The following is a 19338-nucleotide window of genomic DNA, read 5'->3' as shown; positions in this document are numbered from 1 at the left end:
GCTTTCGCCATAATACCCCTTGGTCAAAGGGTAGAGAAAGTCAAGGTCCAAAGCCCCTTTCAAACGCCTGTAGAAATTGTTCTCGGGTATACGCTCGCTCAACTGGAAATGTGCGAACAGTTTTTCCTGGTAATCCTTTTTTCCCTGCATACCTAAAGTTACGATCGATCTACCGAACGGCAATGATCAAGACCGTTTTTTTCTTAACTTGTGCAACAGGCACAATGGCTATAAACAATACGGGTTTAGGGTTTAAACGCTAAGGTCTATGTATCTTTATAATGTCGCGAAATCTTTAGGATTTCGCTTTGACACAAAAAAAGAAAAAACAAAACCGAAAGATTTCGCTATGTACTTGGCGGAAATCAAGCGCTGATTTGCTCCATTACGTTTATAGCACTACAACCATAAAAACCATTACTGAATTTAACTTTAATGAAGTACGACAAAGTGAACATTTGATCAAATGTCGTAAGAATGTCGCAAATAAACCGCCATCAAACCGTTATCAAGAATATCGTTTCCTTAATAACTTTGGTACAATTCAAACAAAATTTAGAATGAATATAATCGGAAAGAAAATTAGTGAAACGAGAAAATCAAAAGGGTTAACACAGGAGGAGTTAGCCGAATTATCAAAAGTAAATTTAAGAACAATACAACGAATTGAAAATAATGAAAGTGAACCAAGGGGAAAAACACTGATATTAATATGCGAAGTCTTAGATATTGACGTAGAAGATTTAATTAACAGTAAAAAGCAATTTGAAGCTAATACTAACAGTAATCTAGTTCATGGGTTTACCTTAGCCTCAAAAGGAAAACGGTTTATAGCCAATCTATTAGAAACCATGGTCTATACTATCACTATTATTATACCCTACATAATTTATAAGACCCCATCGTTGAAAGATTACCTTAATGGAGATAACCCTATCGGGTTTGGATTTGCCGCTATTTTTGGGCTAATTGTTGGAGCCATATTCTACCCAATGTTCACTGGTAATTTAGGACACCGAATCATTGGTTTAAAAGTTATATCATCAGAGACAGGAGATGATTATAAAAAAGCAACGGAAGGTGCTATTCGTGAACTTTTAAAAGGTGTATTTAGCTTTTTTATCATTCCTATTATCTGGATTCTTTGGGATGATAAAAATCAGAATTTATATGATAAACTGACCAAGACTTATGTCGTAGAAAAAAAATGATATGAATATCAACTTATCAAGTCGCTTATAAATGGTTACACCCTATAAAATTAATTGCTGGATTTTGGTATTGGCTAATCGGAAGATTCCCTACAATTTTCTCAGGTTTTTGACTTTTTGCTAATCCAAATATTGAAAGCAATGAATCATATACATCTACGATATTTAATTTTTCGAAGACGTTCATGTGGTCGTGTAGCCTTACCCCTTTTGTAGCCTTTCCGCAAAATTAGGACAGCTTAAAATTAAAGTTTTCAATTTATATACCTCTGCGGCGGTATCCCAGGTATAGCCCAGTTAGACAGAATTTTCCTTAAACTCCGTTGTGTACTCTTTTTTTTTGACATGTTTTCTGAGTTATTTCAAACAGTCAAAATACTCTTTTTTTAATGACCAGTTAACAGGTGTAAGTCCACTTGAAAGACCAGAAAGCATAAAGGTCCAAACCTTTGGAACTTTCGTCCTTGAGGTATACTTATTCAGCGTGAAAAATCGATATAATCTCTGTGGTATACTGCTCTATAACTTTCGTTGAGGGTGTAACTTCAAATTTATTAGAAATAAAATCGTGGTATGAATCAGATTGTATAAAAAATCGAGAGTTATGTAGCTCTAAGTCATTAATTTGCAGTAATTCATACTGATCAGTAATAGACTGCGGTACCTTTAGGTTTTTAGGATAATTACTTTTCTCTGAATAAATTCTCCAACTGGTATAAGAACAAGTATCTGAATTGGGGCTACGCCATGCATTCTCTTTTCTAATATACTCAAAATCGGTGCTCATTTCAAAATTGGCAATCTCAGTATTTGCAATATCTAGTACTGGCTCATCGGGAAAGATAATTTCTGGTTTTGGCCCATTTCTAAGATAGCTATAATTAAAATTTTCAAAATTAATATGCAAAAGTGTCTCATAATAATCAAATTGGTCTAAAAATCCTAAGGGCAAAGGATTTTGAACATCTGTATTAATTTGTTGTAGAATAAGATAGCCTAAATCATGCTTTCTGTTTTCACCCTTTATCTGACCTACCAATCTGAATATATTAGAAAGATTTGGAGGGAATGGAGGCAGATAGGCGTAAGAGTCATATTGTTGAAATTCATTAAAATTGAAGGTCACAACTTCATCTAATTTAGGACTCTCAAAAAACTTATGTTTTAGGTTTAGGTCCTCATCCATTATAGATACTAAATAATTAGTGTTTTCAAAAAGATCCATTGGATGGAACTCTAATCTCATGGCAGTCTTAGAGGCATTCGGAATAACCGTGCCACTAGCAGGATAATCAATCCTCGGTGTAGATATAGAACTACTATTAAAGAGTTGAAAGCCATCATTGCCTGGAATATCAGATACAATAAGCTTAAATTTCCCTATTGCCTCAGTTGTGGCGTTTTCGCTGATGAATACTCCCTTATTTGGAACAGACCACCTACTTCCTTTTGCAATGTCAGGAAACGTTTCGATGTCATGAGTAGCATCTCCAATACATGTATCCGAGTTCTTAAATTGGACTTTAAGAAGAGTGACTGAAAAGCTGTCCGGAATGCTATCGCTCCTTTTCTGAAAAATTAATTGTTCTCCATTTTCAAATGCGAGATAGTCTAATAATATTCCCTGAGCATCGTGAAGTATTATCCAATTGTCTTGATTTCCTTCCGTTTGATAATGTTTATCTACATCTAAAGTGAAATAAATCTCTTGTTTAGGTTCTTCAAGGGTTGGTTCAGCTATTTCTTCCGTATCCGGTTCATTAGTAGAACTTGTATCTTTTGAGCAATTTAAGATGATAAAGGAGAGAAGAAAAAGAGAAATTATATTGAGGCACTTCATATCAGATAGGGTAGTTTTTCTAAAAAACACTTAAATAATCTTAATAAATTTACTGTATAAATTGTCGGTAACTTTTTTTCTGACACTTTTTCCGACGTAAACTTGATTTTAATGGATGTAGGCCTTACTTCTTTTAGCTTCCCTTATATTTAAGACAGCTTGAAATTAGAATTTTCAACCTACATACCGCATATTGATATTCGGTATGAGGCTCAAAATGTTACTATAATCTCATCGGAGATTGAGGTGTGCGAATGGCTTCTTTAATCCTATGGCAACACTACTTGCCCAACTTTTTTGGGTCTACTACAATATGTTTTACCGTCTCTCGGTTGTAAGTATAGGTGGCATGAACCAATCCGTCTTTTGTCTGAATAATAGCTGGGTACGCATAGCCATGTTCAGATTCTACATTTTCAAGGGTCATGACCGGTTTCCAATTTTTTCCATCTTCGGATATGGCAAGGTTTAAGAGGTCCCTACCCCTATTCTCCTTGGTTCTAACCTTATGGTTATAAATTAACAATTGTCTACCATCTTTTAAGCTCACGGCATCCGTGCCGGAATTAGGGTTGGGCAAATCGATGCCCTTGACATCGCTCCACGTTTGTCCGTTATCGTCTGACCACGATTGCCCCAAAACTCCCTGCCGCGTACGGGCTAATATCATCAACCTACCATCTTTCATTTGCATAATACTGGGCTGTATGGCATCAAAGGCAATTCCGTCGTGAATAGGTCCAATGACCTCCCAATTCTTCATATCCGCATTCGATTTTTCAAAATGTATTTTCCAAAAAGTCTCATCGCCTTCTATACGCTCACTACTCGAAGGATGTAGAATGCTTCCGTCGGCCAGTTGAAACGATTTGTTCTTTACCGGGCCCAGTAGGTGCCCAACTTTTTCATTCTCCCCTATTTTCTCTCCTGATGTCCAGGTATGGCCGTCATCTGTCGAGGTTTTCATCATTCCCCACCAATCGCGTGGATTGGGTCCTTCTTTATAAAAAAGATAAAGAGGTCCGTTTTTGGGCTGTAACAAAACGGGGTTCCAAGTGGCATACCTCAACGTATCGTTATGAAATCCGTTGGCCACTTCCACGGGGTAAGTCCACTTATTATTTTTTAGGTGTGTCACCCTAATCCCCACATCTGGATGGTTTTCATGGGGCCCTGCAAAAAAGGCTGCAACTAGGCCAGACGGCGTTTCCACTATGGTAGAAGCATGGGCACTGGCCTCTGGCCTGTTGTCCAATTCATAGATAAAATCTCTTTTTAATAGGGCTCCCTCCCCAACTTTCTCCATAGGGGGAATAAAGAATTTACCGGTAACATCATTGGGTTTCTGTTGTTTTTGTGCCGATAATCCCAAGGTAATAGCAAAGAGTAAAAAGGTATATTTTAAATACGTCATAGGAGCAAATACTAATGTTCTACAATGAATAAAGTTTTGATTTGGAAATATACAAAACAACTTCGCAAGGATTCTGCCAATTTCTTATCTATAACTGGTGGTTTTTTAGCCTGTGGTTCATGAAAGGGTATCCATACCTGACAAATGTCATATTATAAGGTAGCGCTAAATCCTAAGTTTGCTTTAAAATTCTATCTATGTGCCAATTAATTCAAAAATATAATGTTGCGGGACCCAGGTATACAAGCTATCCTACGGTACCCTATTGGAACATCCATGATTTTTCTGGAAAAAAATGGGAAGCTTCGGTACTTAAAAGCTTTGAAGAAAGTAAATCGGAAGGAATTAGCCTTTACATTCATCTCCCTTTTTGTGAAAGTCTCTGTACGTTCTGCGGATGCCATAAAAGGATAACCAAAAGGCATGAAGTGGAAGTACCTTATATACAATCGGTACTAAAAGAATGGAAATTATATGTTGACCTATTGGGTAAAAGACCCAAAATCAAACAGCTTCACTTAGGAGGAGGTACGCCCACGTTCTTTTCCGTTGAAAACCTTGAATTGCTGATCAACGGTATTTTTAGAAAAGCCGACCGTGCCGAAAGCTATGAATTCAGTTTTGAGGGCCACCCGAACAATACAACTAAAGCACACCTGCAAGGGCTTTATAATTTGGGCTTTAAAAGGGTGAGTTTTGGCGTACAGGATTATAATCTAACGGTACAAATGGCCATTAGAAGGGTGCAGCCTTTCACCAATGTACAAAAGGTGACCGAATGGGCCCGTGAAATAGGCTATACCTCGGTCGGTCACGATATCATATTCGGTCTGCCCCATCAAACGCAAAATCATGTAAAGGAAACCATCTTAAAAACCAACGAATTACGCCCAGACCGGTTGGCTTTTTATAGTTACGCCCACACCCCTTGGTTAAAAGGAAATGGACAGCGCGGTTATAAGGATAGTGATTTACCTTCTGCCGATGAGAAACGTAAACAATATGAAATTGGCAAGGCACTTTTATTGGAAAACGGTTATTATGAAATTGGGATGGACCATTTTGCCTTACCAGCGGATAATCTTTACCAAGCCGTGCTAGAAGGTAACCTACATAGAAATTTTATGGGATATACCGATGCCCATACACAATTGATGATCGGCTTAGGTGCCTCTAGCATAAGTGATAGTTGGTATGGTTTTGCACAAAATGTAAAAGGCATTGAGGAGTATCAACATTTGGTAGCGAATGATGTCATACCAATTTTTAGGGGCCACATACTTTCTGAAGAAGACCAGAACATACGAAAGCATATTCTCAATTTAATGTGCCGCCTAGAAACAAGCTGGCACGAACAGGAAGAAGATTTGTTCAACGTAGCATTGGCAAAATTGGATGAAATGAAAACCGATGGCTTAATCGAAGTTTCCGGTGCAAGAATACGCATTACCGAGAAAGGAAGACCCTTTGTACGCAATGTTTGTATGGCTTTTGACCTTCACTTGCAAAGGAAAGCTCCTGAAACAAGATTGTTTTCGATGACTATCTAGTAGGGAAAAATCAATATGAAAATTGGAGCATACTGTCCAGCGACCAAAAAATTACTTAACTTAAAAGAAAAAATGATTAAAAATTTAAATACAGACGGTTGTTTGAAATTGCTGGGAGAAAACTATATAGGAAGATTAGGGTTTGTCTCTGGCCAAAGTCCATGCGTTATTCCCATTACCTATTTTCATGATGCTGAAGAAAAGTGCATTATCAGTTATTCCTTTATAGGTCACAAATTGGAGTCCATGAGACGCTTTCCCGCTGTTTCCCTTCAAGTAGATAACATAGCAGATGTACACCATTGGCAATCGGTATTAATACAAGGGCGATTTGAAGAACTTAAAGGTAGTACGGCTAAAAAGTACCTCCATAAATTTGCTCAAGGAGTACAGAAAATTATTGAAGACCGCAAAGATGGCAACCCTAAATCCATAAGTGATTTTTCGGCGAACATCACCGGAAAGGAAGCCCCTGTAGCTTATCTTATTCGTATAAATAATATTAGCGGAAAGTATAGGGAATCAAAATAGATGCACCCCTGGGCTTCATTCTATATTAAAGATCGAACCTCGAAGAGTCAAACAACAAACTCATAATTTTCTATAGAGCCACCAGTTCATATCCCTGGTCAGTTCAAAGCCTAATTTTTCATAAAGGGAAATGGCCAAATTTCCCTTATTTGTATGTAAGATAGGTTTCTTTCCTTCTTGCAAAATCTCTTTGGTGGTATGTGCAATTAATTGCCTGGCCAAGCCCTGTCTTGTATAATCTGGGTGGGTGACTACTGCGCTTACCTCAATAAATTGATCGGTCTGCATTCGCTGCCCGGTAACCGATACTAATTTCCCATCTTTGAAAATACCAAAGTAATTACCCATTTCATAAGTTCTTTTTCTATAGTATCCCGGCATGACCAACCAAACTAAATCATAGATCTCATCCATCATTTCTTTGGACAGGGGAACTATTTTCTCCGTAATTTCAACATTCGTCAACTGATTTAAAACCATCTGGCAACCATCAATCTTTTTTAAAAGTTCAATTTTTTCCTCGTCAATTTCTGGAGTTTGGTTTTCCGATACATAGAAAAACTCTTGAATGTTTTGTACATATTCATTGGAGGCAACTTTTGTCTTACACTTGTCTTCAAAAGAACCAAAAGGGCAAACCTCAGGATTGTAAAAACGCACTCCGTTTATTTCAATCGCAAACTTTTTATGGGTTTCGTTCAAGGAATGCCAAACAGGATTTTTAAGTTGTTCCTCTAGTGTAATCATCAATAGGTAAATCTAGGAATTGATTGAAAAAATGCAAAGATAAATGAAATGGAGGCATTTGCCCCCCAGGAAGGTAGTAGATAACAACTTAAAATAGCAGCAATCAATTATGGCATTCCATGGTAGCAGTAGCTGCCATATGATGTACTGGAGCAGGAGAAACGTAAGGAATGCCCAAACCGAGACCGCGAAGAATAAAGAGACAAGCTACGACCACCACAAAAACAGGAATCAACTTTTGTACTTTCAAACGTTGTTCTCCTTTCAGCAATCCACTAAAATACACCACTCCGGTCATTAACGGCACGGTTCCCAAACCAAAAAGCACCATATATAAAGCACCCTCGCCAGGCCCTGCCATGGCTATGGAAGCAAACAATGCCATATAGACCAGTCCGCAAGGCAATAGGCCATTGAGAAAACCTATGGTCAAAAAAGTGTCTGCACTTTTCTTTTTAAACTCTTTTCCCAAACGGGATTTAACCTTGGAAATCAGGTGGTAAATTGGCTTGGAAATGCTGTATTTGTTTAGGAGTTTAGCAGGGATAAGCACCAAAATAATCATGAGTACCCCAATAGCAATCGATAGATTCTGTTGCATGCCAAAAACATACAGACCTTTACCTAAAAAACCGAACAGCAGCCCCAGAATTCCATACGCAAACAGCCTCCCCAAATGATACAGAAAAATTTGAGCAAATTTCTTTAAATTGTTGTTTCTGTCTACCGGCAGCATAAAGGCAATGGGGCCGCACATGCCTATGCAGTGCAAGCTTCCCATTAAACCGAGTATGAGGGCGGACAACAACATTACTTAATAATTAAAGCTTTCTTTTTGAAGGAATTCCACTCCCTGGTATTCCCACATTATTTTAAGGTCCCAACGGCCACCCAACAAACGAGTGTCAGGTATAAGCAAAGATGTGTTGGACAGACGCAAATCGAGGTCAAAGTCCAAATGTTTATTGGATGGCCTATAAAGGGACACTTTTCCTTTTATTTTTTTATAATCTATAGTTTCCGGAAAGACCACTAGCAAGCCTTCTTCCGTTCTCTTCAATTGAATTTTCTCTAATTTCTTGGCATTGTTCTGGGCATCGATTTCATCTTGATAAGCCAATTCATGTTTGTAATATTCTTCGGTGACCAAATCATGGTCGGCCCTATTGTCCATACTCATTCTCACTACAAAAAACAGAATGAAGGAGATAAAAGCCACAAACGCCAATACGATTCCTGTTCCCCAATTAATTTTCATAACACATCTAATTATAACTCCTTGGACCCAAGAAGGCGGTTTTAGTGGTTTCTATCAGTTCACCACCACTGTACACACCTACTTTTATTTTTTCTTTATCACTTTTAATCGCTGCTTGGTTGATTTCTATAAACAGTGTCCCTTCTGCCAGGTCTTGCGCCGGAACCATAAAAGAGTCCCCACTCACCAATTTTACCGTTCCTTTATGCGAAAGCAGTTTGAAACTGACGTTATCTACATCTTCTACCGTTTTGTTCACCAATTTATAGGTATACACATTACTGATTATATTACCCTCTTTATGCTCATACAACTGCCCGGGCAATCTTAGTATATTGGCCTCCACATCATTTCTTAGAAAGAGCATTCCTACTAAGATTCCAACTAAAACGGTGAGTACAGCGGTGTAGCCCTTTAATCTTGGGGTAAACTTAAACTTCTCCTTTTTTTCAATATTCGCTTCACTGGCATAGCGAATCAAACCCTTGGGCTTGTCAATTTTTTCCATAATGGTATCGCACTCATCTATACATGCGGTACAATTGACACATTCCAATTGGGTTCCGTTTCTGATATCTATTCCCGTGGGGCAAACGTTCACACACTGAAAACAATCGATACAATCTCCAAAACCTAGCGCATCCCTATCCTCATTTTTCCTGAATTTCTTTCTTCCGTTTTCCGCTTCCCCACGCTTGTGGTCGTAGGCTACCACAACGGACTTATCATCTAACAACACCCCTTGCATTCTACCATAAGGGCACGCAATTATGCATACCTGCTCCCTGAACCAGGCAAAAACAAAGTAGAAAACAGCGGTAAAAATCAATAAGGAAACCATGGTACTTACGTGTACCAAAGGGCCATCTGCGATATACGCCAACAAGCGATCGCTACCAATGAGATAGGCCAAGAACACATTGGCAATTAAAAAGGATATCAAAAAAAAGATAATCCATTTGGTGACACGCTTTCTTATTTTTTCCGCGTTCCAAGGCTGGCGATCCAGTTTCATTTGAGCTCCTCGGTCCCCATCTATCCAATACTCGATGCGTCTAAAAACCATTTCCATAAAAATGGTCTGAGGGCACATCCAACCACAAAAAATACGACCCCAGGCTACCGTAAACAAGGCAATGAAAATCACACCAATAATCATAGAAACCACCACCAAGTGAAAATCTTGTGGCCAAAACGGGAAACCAAAAATATTGAACCTACGCTCCAGTACATTGAACATAAGAAATTGGTTTCCGTTTATTTTGATAAACGGACTCGCGAATAGAATAGCCAACAGAAAGTAACTAACATACTTTCTGTATTGATAAAAGTTGCCGCTGGGCTTCTTGGGAAATACCCAAGCCCGCTTACCCTCATCATTGATGGTACCAATACTATCCCTAAAATTTTCGCCGTCTTGTGACATCTATAAGATATTGTTAATTGGATTTTAAGCTTTCTTCTATTTCTAGGTCTACCGAGGTTGTAATTGATTATTCAGCGCTTTCCGTATCTACCCAAATATCACCTTCGGCATCCTTAGGATTGGCAGGAGTGGTACCCTGAAATGTCAATACATAACTAGCTACTTGAGCAATTTCGGCAGGCTTTAAGGTTTGTTTCCAGGCAATCATACCTTTTCCATCCCTACCGCCTTCGGAAACAGTGTTGAAAACATTTTTGATGCCTCCACCTAAAATCCAATGCTCATCGGTTAGATTAGGACCAATACCCCCTCCACCATCGGCCATATGGCAAGCAACGCAATTGGATTCAAAAATGGCCTTACCTGCACTTAAATCAGCGGCATCGGTAAGCATTTCAACCGTGCTTGCATCGACCAAATCTTTTGCCGTCTTCTTATATTCCTCAATTTCTTGAGCTGCAATGGCCATTTCGGTCTTAAATTCCTGTTCTTGATCATAGTCATTGAAAATGTGGAAGCGCACCAAATAAATAGCACCAAAAATTATGGTAGCGTAAAACATATATACCCACCATGGTGGTAAATTGTTGTCCAATTCTTGAATGCCATCATAATTATGGTCGAGAATAATTTCACCTTCTTCCTCCACAGGTTTGGAACCTAATAATTTTTTATAGGTCTTTTTACCCCAGCTCCATTCCCAACCTTTACTCTTGGAGTCCAAATACCGCTTTTTTCCTTCTTCGGACAAGGTCTGGAACATTACATTCTCAATAGCATTGATGATCAATGCTATGGCAATTAACAATACTAAAACGAACACTAAAAAAGCCTGTACCATCCTATTCTCTATGAATGCCGGCATTTCACCGGAATCCACCATATATTCCGTTAGTCCCAGGACGAGGAAGAAGGCTACGGGAATTTTTATCCACCAATTGTTTTTCATAATTCTATTTTTTATTGGTTGTTTTCATCTAAGGGTAATTCGCTCATTTCTTTTACATATGGCTTTGATGCGGTAAAAACCCACCAAAAAAGCAATGCAAAAAAGACGAAGAATATGAGTAATGATATCATTGGATAGGTGGCAATGCCCTCTATCGTTTCCATATGACCTTTTACGAATTTCAACATGACCTCTTAGTTATTTGATAGTAATTCATCAGTTTCTTTAATCTTAATATCCGTACCCAAACGCTGCAGATAAGCGATGAGGGCCACGATTTCACGGTCTCTCATTTCAACAAAATCCTCACCGTTTTCTTGTGCATATTTTTTATCCGCCTCGTAGGTTGCGGCAAAATCTGGATCGGTATACAGATTCTTTTCTATTTGTTCCGCTTGTTGGGCCATAGACTGCTCTGCATTAGCAATATCTTCATCCGTATACGGAACGCCCAAGGAAACCATGGCTTCCATCTTGGCCTTAATGCCACTTCTATCATGCTCATTGCGCACCAGCCATTGATAAGCTGGCATAATGGAACCGGAAGAAGTACTTTGCGGATCGTACATGTGGTTAAGGTGCCAATTGTCTGAATACTTGCCCCCTACCCTTAACAAATCAGGTCCTGTACGTTTACTACCCCAAAGGAAGGGATGGTCATATACGAACTCGCCCGCTTTCGCATACTCACCATATCGCTCTACTTCACTACGGAAGGGCCTTACCATCTGTGAGTGACAACCCACACATCCTTCCCTGATATAAAGGTCTCGCCCTTCCAATTCCAGAGGAGTATAAGGCTTCACGCTGGTGATGGTAGGTATATTCGATTTTACCAAAATGGTGGGAACAATTTGAATTATCCCACCTATTAAGATGGCGATGGTGGCCAAAATGGTCAATTGAATGGGCTTGCGCTCCAACCAAGTGTGAAAAGTTTCGCCGGCCGTTCTTCTTTTAGAAACTTTGGTCAAGGCAGGAGCCTCTGCCAACTCATCTTCAATTATAGAACCGGCTTTGATGGTCAGTACAACATTATAAATCATCACACAAGCACCGATAATATACATGCTACCCCCAATGGCACGCATCCAGTACATGGGCATTATCTCGTTTACGGTCTCTAAAAAGTTACCATAGACCAAGGTTCCGTCAGGATTAAAATCTTTCCACATAAGGGCTTGGGTGAAACCAGCTACATACATGGGCAGCGCATACAGCACAATACCCAAAGTACCGATCCAAAAGTGGAAGTTTGCCAGACTTAAGGAGTGTAATTTTGTTTTGGTCATTTTAGGCACCAACCAATAAATCATTCCAAAAGTCAAGAAACCGTTCCAGGCCAAGGCCCCTACGTGAACGTGGGCAATGATCCAATCACTAAAGTGGGCTATGGCATTTACATTTTTCAAAGACAGCATGGGTCCTTCAAAAGTGGCCATACCATAACCGGTAATGGCTACTACCATAAATTTTAAAACAGGGTCGGTACGGACTTTATCCCACGCCCCACGCAAGGTCAAAAGTCCGTTAATCATACCTCCCCACGATGGAGCGATCAACATTACAGAAAAGGCAACCCCCAGATTTTGTGCCCAATCGGGTAATGAAGAATACAACAAGTGGTGAGGTCCGGCCCAGATATAGATAAATATTAATGACCAAAAGTGTACAATCGATAAACGATAGGAATAGATAGGTCTATTGGCAGCTTTAGGTACAAAATAGTACATAAGCCCCAAGAAAGGTGTAGTCAAAAAGAAAGCCACCGCATTGTGCCCGTACCACCACTGCACCAATGCATCTTGTACACCGGCATATACCGAATAACTTTTTAATCCGCTAACGGGAAGCTCCAAACTATTGAAAATATGTAATACGGCTACGGTAACGAAAGTTGCCAAATAAAACCAGATGGCCACATAAAGATGACGTTGCCTTCTTTTGAGAATGGTACCAATCATATTCCACCCAAAAACCACCCAAATAATAGCGATAGCAATATCTATGGGCCATTCAAGCTCTGCATATTCCTTAGAAGTTGTAAAACCTAAAGGAAGGGTTATAGCAGCAGCAACAATGATCAACTGCCAGCCCCAAAAGTTAACGTTGCTCAAAGCATCACTGAACATTCTTGTTTTAAGAAGCCGTTGCATAGAATAGTACACCCCCGCAAAAATGGCGTTCCCCACAAAGGCAAAAATGACGGCATTGGTATGCAATGGTCGCAAACGACCAAAACTTAACCAAGAAATACCATCGGTTAAATTGGGAAACATGAACATAAAGGCCAACAAGAGCCCAACGGACATACCCACAATGCCCCATACCATAGTGGCATAAAGAAATTTCTTTACAATCTTGTTATCATAATAAAATTGCTGTACCTCCATAATCAATTATTTAGTTCGATAGGTTTATTTTGTTTAAGGTCGTTTTGTTTTTCTGTGGCTTTTTTTACGAGCTCGTCTTCAAAAAGCATTCGTACCGATGGCGTATACGAATCGTCATACTGCCCCCTTTTTACCGAAAAGATAAAAGCGGCAAAAAAGACCAAGGCAACCACAATACTTATAGCGAGTAAAATATAAATGACACTCATTTTTCTAATTTGGTGTAAAACTACAGTTGGTAAAAAGGATTAAATATGACATTCATCAGGTTTTGAAATTATTTCAGTTTTTTTCCTAAAATATTGGTGGCAACCGTCGTAAAGGCTACAATACTAATAGAGCTTAAAGGCATGAGAATGGCTGCTATAACTGGTTCTAACTGTCCGCTCACAGCAAAATAGAGCCCTACCATATTGTACATTAGCGACAGTACAAAACTCATTTTTATGATGCGCATCGCTTTTTTTGAAGCTTGTATATAGGAATACAGCTCATTGAACTTGGTCGCATCCAATATGGCATCGCAAGCAGGTGAAAACACATTGATGTTTTCCGAAATGGCTATTCCTATATTTGCCTGTGCTAAGGCACCCGCATCATTGAGCCCATCTCCCACCATAAGCACCTTTTTTCCTTTTTCTTGAATTTTTTTAATAAAATGGAGCTTGTCTTCCGGTTTCTGGTTGAAATAAAAAGGTGTGGTAGCAGGCAACAATGCCTGGAGCCGCTTTTTCTCGCCTGCATTATCTCCCGAAAGAAGGGCCAATTGCAATTCTTTCCCCATTTCTTCAAAAAGATGGGCAACTCCTTTCCTATAGGTGTTTCTAAACACAAAACAGCCCTTGTAGGCATCGTTGGCTCTTATGTGTACGGATGTATTTTCTATATTTTGGGCGGAAGGACTGCCCACAAAATCGGCCGAGCCTATTTTAATGTTCCCTTTACTTCCGGAAGCCTGAATTCCCTTTCCGGTAAGTTCTTCATAATCCTCTAAAACTTCAATATCATGCTCCGCCAGCAAATCATACAAGCTTCTACTTAGAGGATGATTACTGGAACGTAAAGTATTTTTTAGAAGAGATTCTTCTTCCTCCGTTAAGGGAAGCCCCTCATAATTGGCAACACTTTTGGCGGAGGTGGTAATGGTTCCGGTCTTATCAAAAATAGCGGTATCAATTTGCGCCAATTGCTCAATGGCCTGAGTATTTTTTAGGTAGAATTTCTTCTTTCCGAAAATGCGCAGCATATTTCCTAAGGTGAACGGTGCCGCCAAGGCAATGGCACAAGGGCATGCAATAATCAACACGGCCGTAAACACGTTCAATGCCAAGGAAGGGTCTATCAGCAACCATATAGAAGTTGATATCGTGGCAATACTCAAGACGGCTATGGTAAACCTTCTACCAATACTATCGGTCAAGGTTTGGAACCTTCCGGATTTTTCATCGTTAAAAACCGCATTGCCCCACAATTGGGTTAGGTAGCTTTGTGAAACTGGCTTTACAATTTCCATCTCTATGGCCCCATGAAGTTGCTTTCCACCCGCAAAAACCTTTTCACCGGACTTTTTACGTACCGGTTCTGCTTCCCCCGTTACGAAACTATAGTCGATATGCCCATCACCCTTCATGAGTACACCATCCGCAGGTATTAATTCTTCATTTCTTATGAGTAGTCTATCGCCTTTTTTAATTTCGTAAATCTGGGCTATTTCTTCCTTCCCTTCTTCCGTAAAACGCGTCACGGCAATTGGGAAATAAGATTTATAATCCCTTTCAAAGGAGAGAAAGGAATAGGTTTTTTGCTGAAAGAACTTCCCGAGCAATAAAAAGAAAACAAGGCCTGTAAGGGAATCAAAAAACCCAGGTCCCCAGTTGAAAATGATATCTACCGTACTTCGCAAAAAGAGCACCAAAATTCCTAATGCGATGGGCACATCTATATTCAACATTCTGGAGCGAATACCTTTAAAGGCCGAAATAAAATAATCCCTTCCTGAGTACAGCACTACAGGAAGCGAGAAGAAAAACATAATCCACCTAAAAAGGTCTTGGTATTCATTTAGCCAATACTCCCCTCCTGTTTCTTGATTGGTATTCAAATCAAAATACTCCGGAAAGCTCAAGAACATCACATTTCCAAAAGCAAAGCCCGCAATACCCAGTTTGTAAATTAAACTGCGGTCTACGTTGGTAGGCTTTTCATCAAAATCGGCCAAAGTAATTTGGGGCTCATAACCAATACGGTTCATCATAATGGCCAATTGCTTCAGGCTAATAACCTCCGAATTGAAGGTAATACGAACTGTTTTTTTTGGAAAATCTACCTGAGAGCCCTTGATTCCAGTATTTAGTTTGTTCAGATTTTCTAAAATCCAAATACACGAACTACAGTGAATATGGGGTATATACAAGTTTACTACCTGCATATTGCCATCATTGAATTCCAATAGTTTTTCAATAATGGCGGGAGCATCTAAAAAATCATATTTGCCTTCCTGTTCTTGGGGAGTAGCCCCGGCGGCCGACTGTAGTTCATAATAATAGCTAAGGTCATTTTCCGAAAAAATTTCATAAACCATTTTACAGCCGTTGCAACAAAAGGCTTTTTCGTCATACTCGACGGGGCTTCTGCCACAATCGGTACCACAGTGGTAACAATTCGTATTTTCCATTGACTTTGCTTATACATCACAAAATTCAGATTTAAGACCTCGTTAGAACATGATAATTGTCATGTTTTGTGTATTTTAGTGGAAATACTTTTGTTTTGTCAGGTATAACAATCAACTTATGGAAAGCAGATGTGAAAATTGTATCGTAAGGCAATTTAACTCCCTACGTGCAATGACCAAAGACGAGCTCAAAAAGGTCTCGGACTCTAAGGTCTACAAAAAAATTAAAAAAGGAGACCCCTTATTTGAAGAGGGCGAAAAACTGGATGGCGTTTTCTGCGTAAGGGACGGTGTGTCCAAACTTTCAAAACTGAGTACCAACGGTAAGGATCAAGTTGTGAAATTGGCTACCAAGGGTTCGGTTATAGGCCAGCGTTCGGTCATAGCGGAAGAACATACCAACCTCAGCGCCGTTGCGGTTAATGACATGGAAGTATGCTTTGTTCCTAAGGAAAATATTCTTAGTACCCTTCAACGTAATCCTGATTTTGCCATAGAGGTTCTTCGTCATATGGCCCATGATTTAAAAGAAGCCGATGATGTAATTGTAAACATGAGCCAAAAAACAGTAAAGCAAAGAGTGGCGGAAGCCTTTCTTTATTTAAAACAAAATTTTGGAGAGGATAACAAGGGTTTTTTAAGACTCACCCTTTCTCGGGAAGATATTGCCAATGTAGTGGGTACCGCTACCGAAAGTTGTATTCGGATTATTTCCGAATTCAAGAAAAAAGGATATTTAGATACCTCAGGAAAGAAAATAAAAATTGCCGATGAGCGCGGACTAAAAGACCTCGCTCAAGGGTTTTAACTTCACCTAAAAACAAAGACCCAAGCAGGAAAAAATTCCCGCATGGGTCTTTTTTACCTATCAAGCGAAATGCTTTTCTCGCTTGTCTTGCCTTAAATTATCAAATTGGTACTGAGGGCTACGAAGCATTCTTTTATAAAGCTCCTCATTTACGTTTACCGGTATATTCAGCTTTGGGAACTTAATTTGGTAAACATTGTCATTTTCTTTTCCGATTAATGAAACTTTGACAGGTCTATTCTTCATAATCTAACATTTTTAAATTATTAAACCATTTAAATCAACCGCTTAAACCTCCAACAAAGGACGTACCAAACAATTTATCAAAACCTGATATATGTCATAGTTTCAGGATTTTAATGCCCCTAATTTTACCACCTGAAACTAGCAAGTGAATTTATGAAGCAAATATTAATACCTACGGATTTTTCGCTTAACGCATGGCAAGCTGTTTGCTATGCCCAAGAACTATTTAAGGACCAGGAATGTGTTTTTCATTTGCTCAACACGTACACACCTGCCATAGTAAGTAGTAGGTTTATGGCCCAGCACAGGGATGAAAAACAACATCAAAAAGGATCTAGTAACTATTCCGAAGCAGGACTCAAGGAATTAGTTGAACGAATACAAAGAAACGGGCCCAACCCCAAGCACTATTTTGAAACCTATTCTTCTTTTAGCCTTTTAACCGATGAGGTAAATAACTTTGTTGAGCACGAAAACATAGACCTTATCATTATGGGAAGTAAGGGAATGACGGACGGAAACCATATTTATATGGGAAAGAATACGGTAAGACTCATCAAAACCATAAAGAATTGTCCCCTTTTAGCTGTACCGCGGGATATCGATTTTTTTCAACCTAATGAAATCTCCTTTAGTACGGATTTCAATATGTTCTACACTCATTCTGAGTTGGAACCACTAATTGAGATGGCGCAAACCTTTAATGCCACAATAAGAATTGTTCACATTCAAGATCGTATAAAACCACTGACAGAAATTCAGCGCTTTAATTTAGGTATGTTACGAAAATACCTGAATGAAATTGAACACTATGTTCATACAGTTTCTGAGGTAAAATCTATTTCAAACACCCTATTGGCCTTTAATAAAGAGCTGGATATACATTTATTGGCAATGCTTAATTACAGAAATAGTTATGTGGACAGCATTACCCAAGAACCTATAGTAAACAAAAAGACTTTTGAAGCCCAAGTACCTTTAATGGTGATACCGGAGATGTCTATTTTATACAAAAACCCGAAGAAGAAAAATCAAAAAGATATAATGACAAAACAACACGTAAACTAGCAACTAACAATGACTAACACGTGGGAGCCCCTTTTTACGAAAAGGGGCTTTTTTTTGGAGCTGTCATGAACACTTAAAGTAGATATATAAAATTCCCAATACCCACAACGCCGGTTAAGCATCCCAATACCAAATTCATATTACCAGCAAGAGAACTTATTTTCTTTTCAAGCCTACCCGCCAAAAAAGCATATCCAGAATATAAAATAAAGGAACCTAAGGTGGAACCAATGGAGAAGATAACACCATTAATAACTGAGTACGTAAAAAGTTCCATCCCTATCAATATGGAAATTGTAGTAAAGTAAAATGGTATGGCAAAGGTGTTGAGCAAAGACATTCCTATACCGTGCAAATACGCCTTTGACTTGTCAATCTCCTCTCTTCCGGGTTCTTTTTTGGTTCCAAAGTGCAAGCGGAAAAAGTTAAAGGATAAAACAAGTAGAATTCCTGTTCCAATCTTTTGGATCAGGGTAATATGTTCGGAATTCTGCATTAAAACGTTCGATAAATAAGCCCCAATATTGGCTTGGAAAAATAGAACCGTAGCAAACCCCGCAATTAGGAACAAGGCCGATTTACTTCCGGTTCTTAAACTGAATTTCACTACGGTCATATTCAGAAAACTGGGGACAATACTCCCGCAAGCTGCAATTAGGAATCCAAATAGGATGTAGAGAAGAACATTCATAAATTTTTTTATAGCAATACTACGTTTATCAAGGGGGACGCTTTAATCTGAAAGAAGAAAATTTGGAGTCAATAGAAATTGAAATTAGAGGTTTTTAGGACGTCAAGAACCCGTTAATAAGGCAACATTTGGAGCAATTTTAATATTATAGTCGTCTTCATTCGCCTTATCCATATCCGCTGTATTGTAGTAATTCCATAAAAAAACCGGGCTAAGCCCGGTTTGTAGATATGTTTGAAAGTGTTTAATGGTCTAAATCATAGGCCAAAACCTTAAACTGATAAGGAGTAATAGATAACTCAAATTCATGTTCCACCTCCATGTCATCTAAATGATATTGAATTATTTTATTGGAAGAAGGTACCGATATGTAAAGAAACTCTTCAAAATAATCGATAGCACTCGTTGAAGACTTACCCGTTTTCGGACAGTTCTAAGTTAAACAATCTTCTTTTTTCATTGGGGCTAGCCCCAATGAAAATTCTTTAAAAATTCTGTTCGGGCTTTTCCTACCGAGGGATTTATGGGGATG

The 19338-nt window shown here is 38.9% G+C and carries 18 protein-coding genes; 5 read left to right on the top strand and 13 right to left on the bottom strand.

Going from position 1 to position 19338, the window contains the following annotated elements:
• The first annotated feature begins 308 nt into the window (after positions 1-308).
• Positions 309-1211 (top strand): helix-turn-helix domain-containing protein, encoded by a 903-nt coding sequence (locus IL355_RS19010; protein ID WP_225621346.1) that lies wholly within the window; start codon positions 309-311, stop codon positions 1209-1211.
• Positions 1212-1686: 475 nt separating this feature from the next.
• Here the strand turns inward: IL355_RS19010 and IL355_RS19005 are convergent, their stop codons facing one another.
• Positions 1687-3051 (bottom strand): hypothetical protein, encoded by a 1365-nt coding sequence (locus tag IL355_RS19005; RefSeq protein WP_192463685.1) that lies wholly within the window; start codon positions 3049-3051, stop codon positions 1687-1689.
• A gap of 280 nt (positions 3052-3331) precedes the next feature.
• Positions 3332-4465, bottom strand: coding sequence for a sialidase family protein (locus IL355_RS19000; protein ID WP_192463684.1), 1134 nt, complete (start codon positions 4463-4465; stop codon positions 3332-3334).
• A 197-nt stretch (positions 4466-4662) separates the two neighbouring features.
• Between IL355_RS19000 and hemN the strand changes: the two genes are divergently transcribed.
• Positions 4663-6015 (top strand): oxygen-independent coproporphyrinogen III oxidase, encoded by a 1353-nt coding sequence (gene hemN, locus IL355_RS18995; protein ID WP_187459181.1) that lies wholly within the window; start codon positions 4663-4665, stop codon positions 6013-6015.
• A 72-nt stretch (positions 6016-6087) separates the two neighbouring features.
• Positions 6088-6546: a pyridoxamine 5'-phosphate oxidase family protein gene (locus IL355_RS18990; RefSeq protein ID WP_192463683.1), complete on the top strand. Its 459-nt coding sequence runs from the start codon at positions 6088-6090 to the stop codon at positions 6544-6546.
• 60 nt (positions 6547-6606) lie between these two features.
• Here the strand turns inward: IL355_RS18990 and IL355_RS18985 are convergent, their stop codons facing one another.
• From IL355_RS18985 to IL355_RS18945, 9 genes are all read right to left on the bottom strand, one after another.
• Entirely contained in the window at positions 6607-7293 is a 687-nt protein-coding gene (locus tag IL355_RS18985; RefSeq protein WP_192463682.1) for a GNAT family N-acetyltransferase, read from the bottom strand.
• A 103-nt stretch (positions 7294-7396) separates the two neighbouring features.
• Entirely contained in the window at positions 7397-8104 is a 708-nt protein-coding gene (locus IL355_RS18980) for a sulfite exporter TauE/SafE family protein (RefSeq protein ID WP_192463681.1), read from the bottom strand.
• A gap of 3 nt (positions 8105-8107) precedes the next feature.
• The gene (locus IL355_RS18975; protein WP_187459185.1) at positions 8108-8551 is read right to left on the bottom strand and encodes a FixH family protein; all 444 of its coding nucleotides are present in this window, start codon (positions 8549-8551) and stop codon (positions 8108-8110) included.
• Between the two features lie 7 nt (positions 8552-8558).
• Positions 8559-9977 carry a cytochrome c oxidase accessory protein CcoG gene (ccoG, locus tag IL355_RS18970; protein ID WP_192463680.1) on the bottom strand — a complete coding sequence of 473 codons (1419 nt, stop codon included), beginning with the start codon at positions 9975-9977 and terminating at the stop codon, positions 8559-8561.
• Between the two features lie 67 nt (positions 9978-10044).
• Complete coding sequence (locus IL355_RS18965; RefSeq protein ID WP_192463679.1) at positions 10045-10926, bottom strand: cbb3-type cytochrome c oxidase N-terminal domain-containing protein; 882 nt, start codon at positions 10924-10926, stop codon at positions 10045-10047.
• An 11-nt stretch (positions 10927-10937) separates the two neighbouring features.
• Positions 10938-11114, bottom strand: a complete 177-nt coding sequence (locus IL355_RS18960; RefSeq protein ID WP_100871949.1) for a CcoQ/FixQ family Cbb3-type cytochrome c oxidase assembly chaperone — start codon at positions 11112-11114, stop codon at positions 10938-10940.
• 6 nt (positions 11115-11120) lie between these two features.
• Positions 11121-13319: a cytochrome-c oxidase, cbb3-type subunit I gene (gene ccoN / locus IL355_RS18955; RefSeq protein WP_192463678.1), complete on the bottom strand. Its 2199-nt coding sequence runs from the start codon at positions 13317-13319 to the stop codon at positions 11121-11123.
• 2 nt (positions 13320-13321) lie between these two features.
• Positions 13322-13528 (bottom strand): cbb3-type cytochrome oxidase assembly protein CcoS, encoded by a 207-nt coding sequence (gene ccoS, locus IL355_RS18950; RefSeq protein ID WP_187459189.1) that lies wholly within the window; start codon positions 13526-13528, stop codon positions 13322-13324.
• Between the two features lie 68 nt (positions 13529-13596).
• A complete protein-coding gene (locus tag IL355_RS18945; protein WP_192463677.1) occupies positions 13597-15993 on the bottom strand; it encodes a heavy metal translocating P-type ATPase in 2397 nt (798 codons plus the stop codon).
• Between the two features lie 118 nt (positions 15994-16111).
• Here IL355_RS18945 and IL355_RS18940 point away from each other — a divergent pair, with 118 nt between their 5' ends.
• Entirely contained in the window at positions 16112-16801 is a 690-nt protein-coding gene (locus tag IL355_RS18940; RefSeq protein WP_225621345.1) for a Crp/Fnr family transcriptional regulator, read from the top strand.
• A gap of 60 nt (positions 16802-16861) precedes the next feature.
• Here IL355_RS18940 and IL355_RS18935 read toward each other — a convergent pair whose 3' ends face one another.
• Positions 16862-17047: a hypothetical protein gene (locus IL355_RS18935; RefSeq protein WP_192463676.1), complete on the bottom strand. Its 186-nt coding sequence runs from the start codon at positions 17045-17047 to the stop codon at positions 16862-16864.
• Between the two features lie 153 nt (positions 17048-17200).
• Here IL355_RS18935 and IL355_RS18930 point away from each other — a divergent pair, with 153 nt between their 5' ends.
• A complete protein-coding gene (locus tag IL355_RS18930) occupies positions 17201-18115 on the top strand; it encodes a universal stress protein (RefSeq protein WP_192463675.1) in 915 nt (304 codons plus the stop codon).
• A 73-nt stretch (positions 18116-18188) separates the two neighbouring features.
• Here IL355_RS18930 and IL355_RS18925 read toward each other — a convergent pair whose 3' ends face one another.
• Positions 18189-18806, bottom strand: a complete 618-nt coding sequence (locus IL355_RS18925; protein ID WP_192463673.1) for a LysE family translocator — start codon at positions 18804-18806, stop codon at positions 18189-18191.
• Positions 18807-19338 lie beyond the last annotated feature (532 nt).

This window comes from Euzebyella saccharophila, assembly GCF_014855495.1.
GTDB classification, from domain to species: Bacteria; Bacteroidota; Bacteroidia; order Flavobacteriales; family Flavobacteriaceae; genus Euzebyella; species Euzebyella saccharophila.
Note: the sequence above shows the minus strand (reverse complement) of the source record. Positions and strands in the feature narration are given on the sequence as shown.

Excerpts from the sequence above, each read along its gene's own strand:
- IL355_RS18990 (WP_192463683.1), top strand. The coding sequence starts at position 6,088 with ATGATTAAAAATTTAAATACAGACGGTTGTTTGAAATTGCTGGGAGAA.
- ccoG (WP_192463680.1), bottom strand. The coding sequence starts at position 9,977 with ATGTCACAAGACGGCGAAAATTTTAGGGATAGTATTGGTACCATCAAT.
- IL355_RS19005 (WP_192463685.1), bottom strand. The coding sequence starts at position 3,051 with ATGAAGTGCCTCAATATAATTTCTCTTTTTCTTCTCTCCTTTATCATC.
- IL355_RS18930 (WP_192463675.1), top strand. The coding sequence starts at position 17,201 with ATGAAGCAAATATTAATACCTACGGATTTTTCGCTTAACGCATGGCAA.
- IL355_RS18945 (WP_192463677.1), bottom strand. The coding sequence starts at position 15,993 with ATGGAAAATACGAATTGTTACCACTGTGGTACCGATTGTGGCAGAAGC.
- IL355_RS18960 (WP_100871949.1), bottom strand. The coding sequence starts at position 11,114 with ATGTTGAAATTCGTAAAAGGTCATATGGAAACGATAGAGGGCATTGCC.
- IL355_RS18940 (WP_225621345.1), top strand. The coding sequence starts at position 16,112 with ATGGAAAGCAGATGTGAAAATTGTATCGTAAGGCAATTTAACTCCCTA.
- IL355_RS18980 (WP_192463681.1), bottom strand. The coding sequence starts at position 8,104 with ATGTTGTTGTCCGCCCTCATACTCGGTTTAATGGGAAGCTTGCACTGC.
- IL355_RS18965 (WP_192463679.1), bottom strand. The coding sequence starts at position 10,926 with ATGAAAAACAATTGGTGGATAAAAATTCCCGTAGCCTTCTTCCTCGTC.
- IL355_RS18925 (WP_192463673.1), bottom strand. The coding sequence starts at position 18,806 with ATGAATGTTCTTCTCTACATCCTATTTGGATTCCTAATTGCAGCTTGC.
- IL355_RS18985 (WP_192463682.1), bottom strand. The coding sequence starts at position 7,293 with ATGATTACACTAGAGGAACAACTTAAAAATCCTGTTTGGCATTCCTTG.
- ccoN (WP_192463678.1), bottom strand. The coding sequence starts at position 13,319 with ATGGAGGTACAGCAATTTTATTATGATAACAAGATTGTAAAGAAATTT.
- hemN (WP_187459181.1), top strand. The coding sequence starts at position 4,663 with ATGTGCCAATTAATTCAAAAATATAATGTTGCGGGACCCAGGTATACA.
- ccoS (WP_187459189.1), bottom strand. The coding sequence starts at position 13,528 with ATGAGTGTCATTTATATTTTACTCGCTATAAGTATTGTGGTTGCCTTG.
- IL355_RS18935 (WP_192463676.1), bottom strand. The coding sequence starts at position 17,047 with ATGAAGAATAGACCTGTCAAAGTTTCATTAATCGGAAAAGAAAATGAC.
- IL355_RS18975 (WP_187459185.1), bottom strand. The coding sequence starts at position 8,551 with ATGAAAATTAATTGGGGAACAGGAATCGTATTGGCGTTTGTGGCTTTT.
- IL355_RS19000 (WP_192463684.1), bottom strand. The coding sequence starts at position 4,465 with ATGACGTATTTAAAATATACCTTTTTACTCTTTGCTATTACCTTGGGA.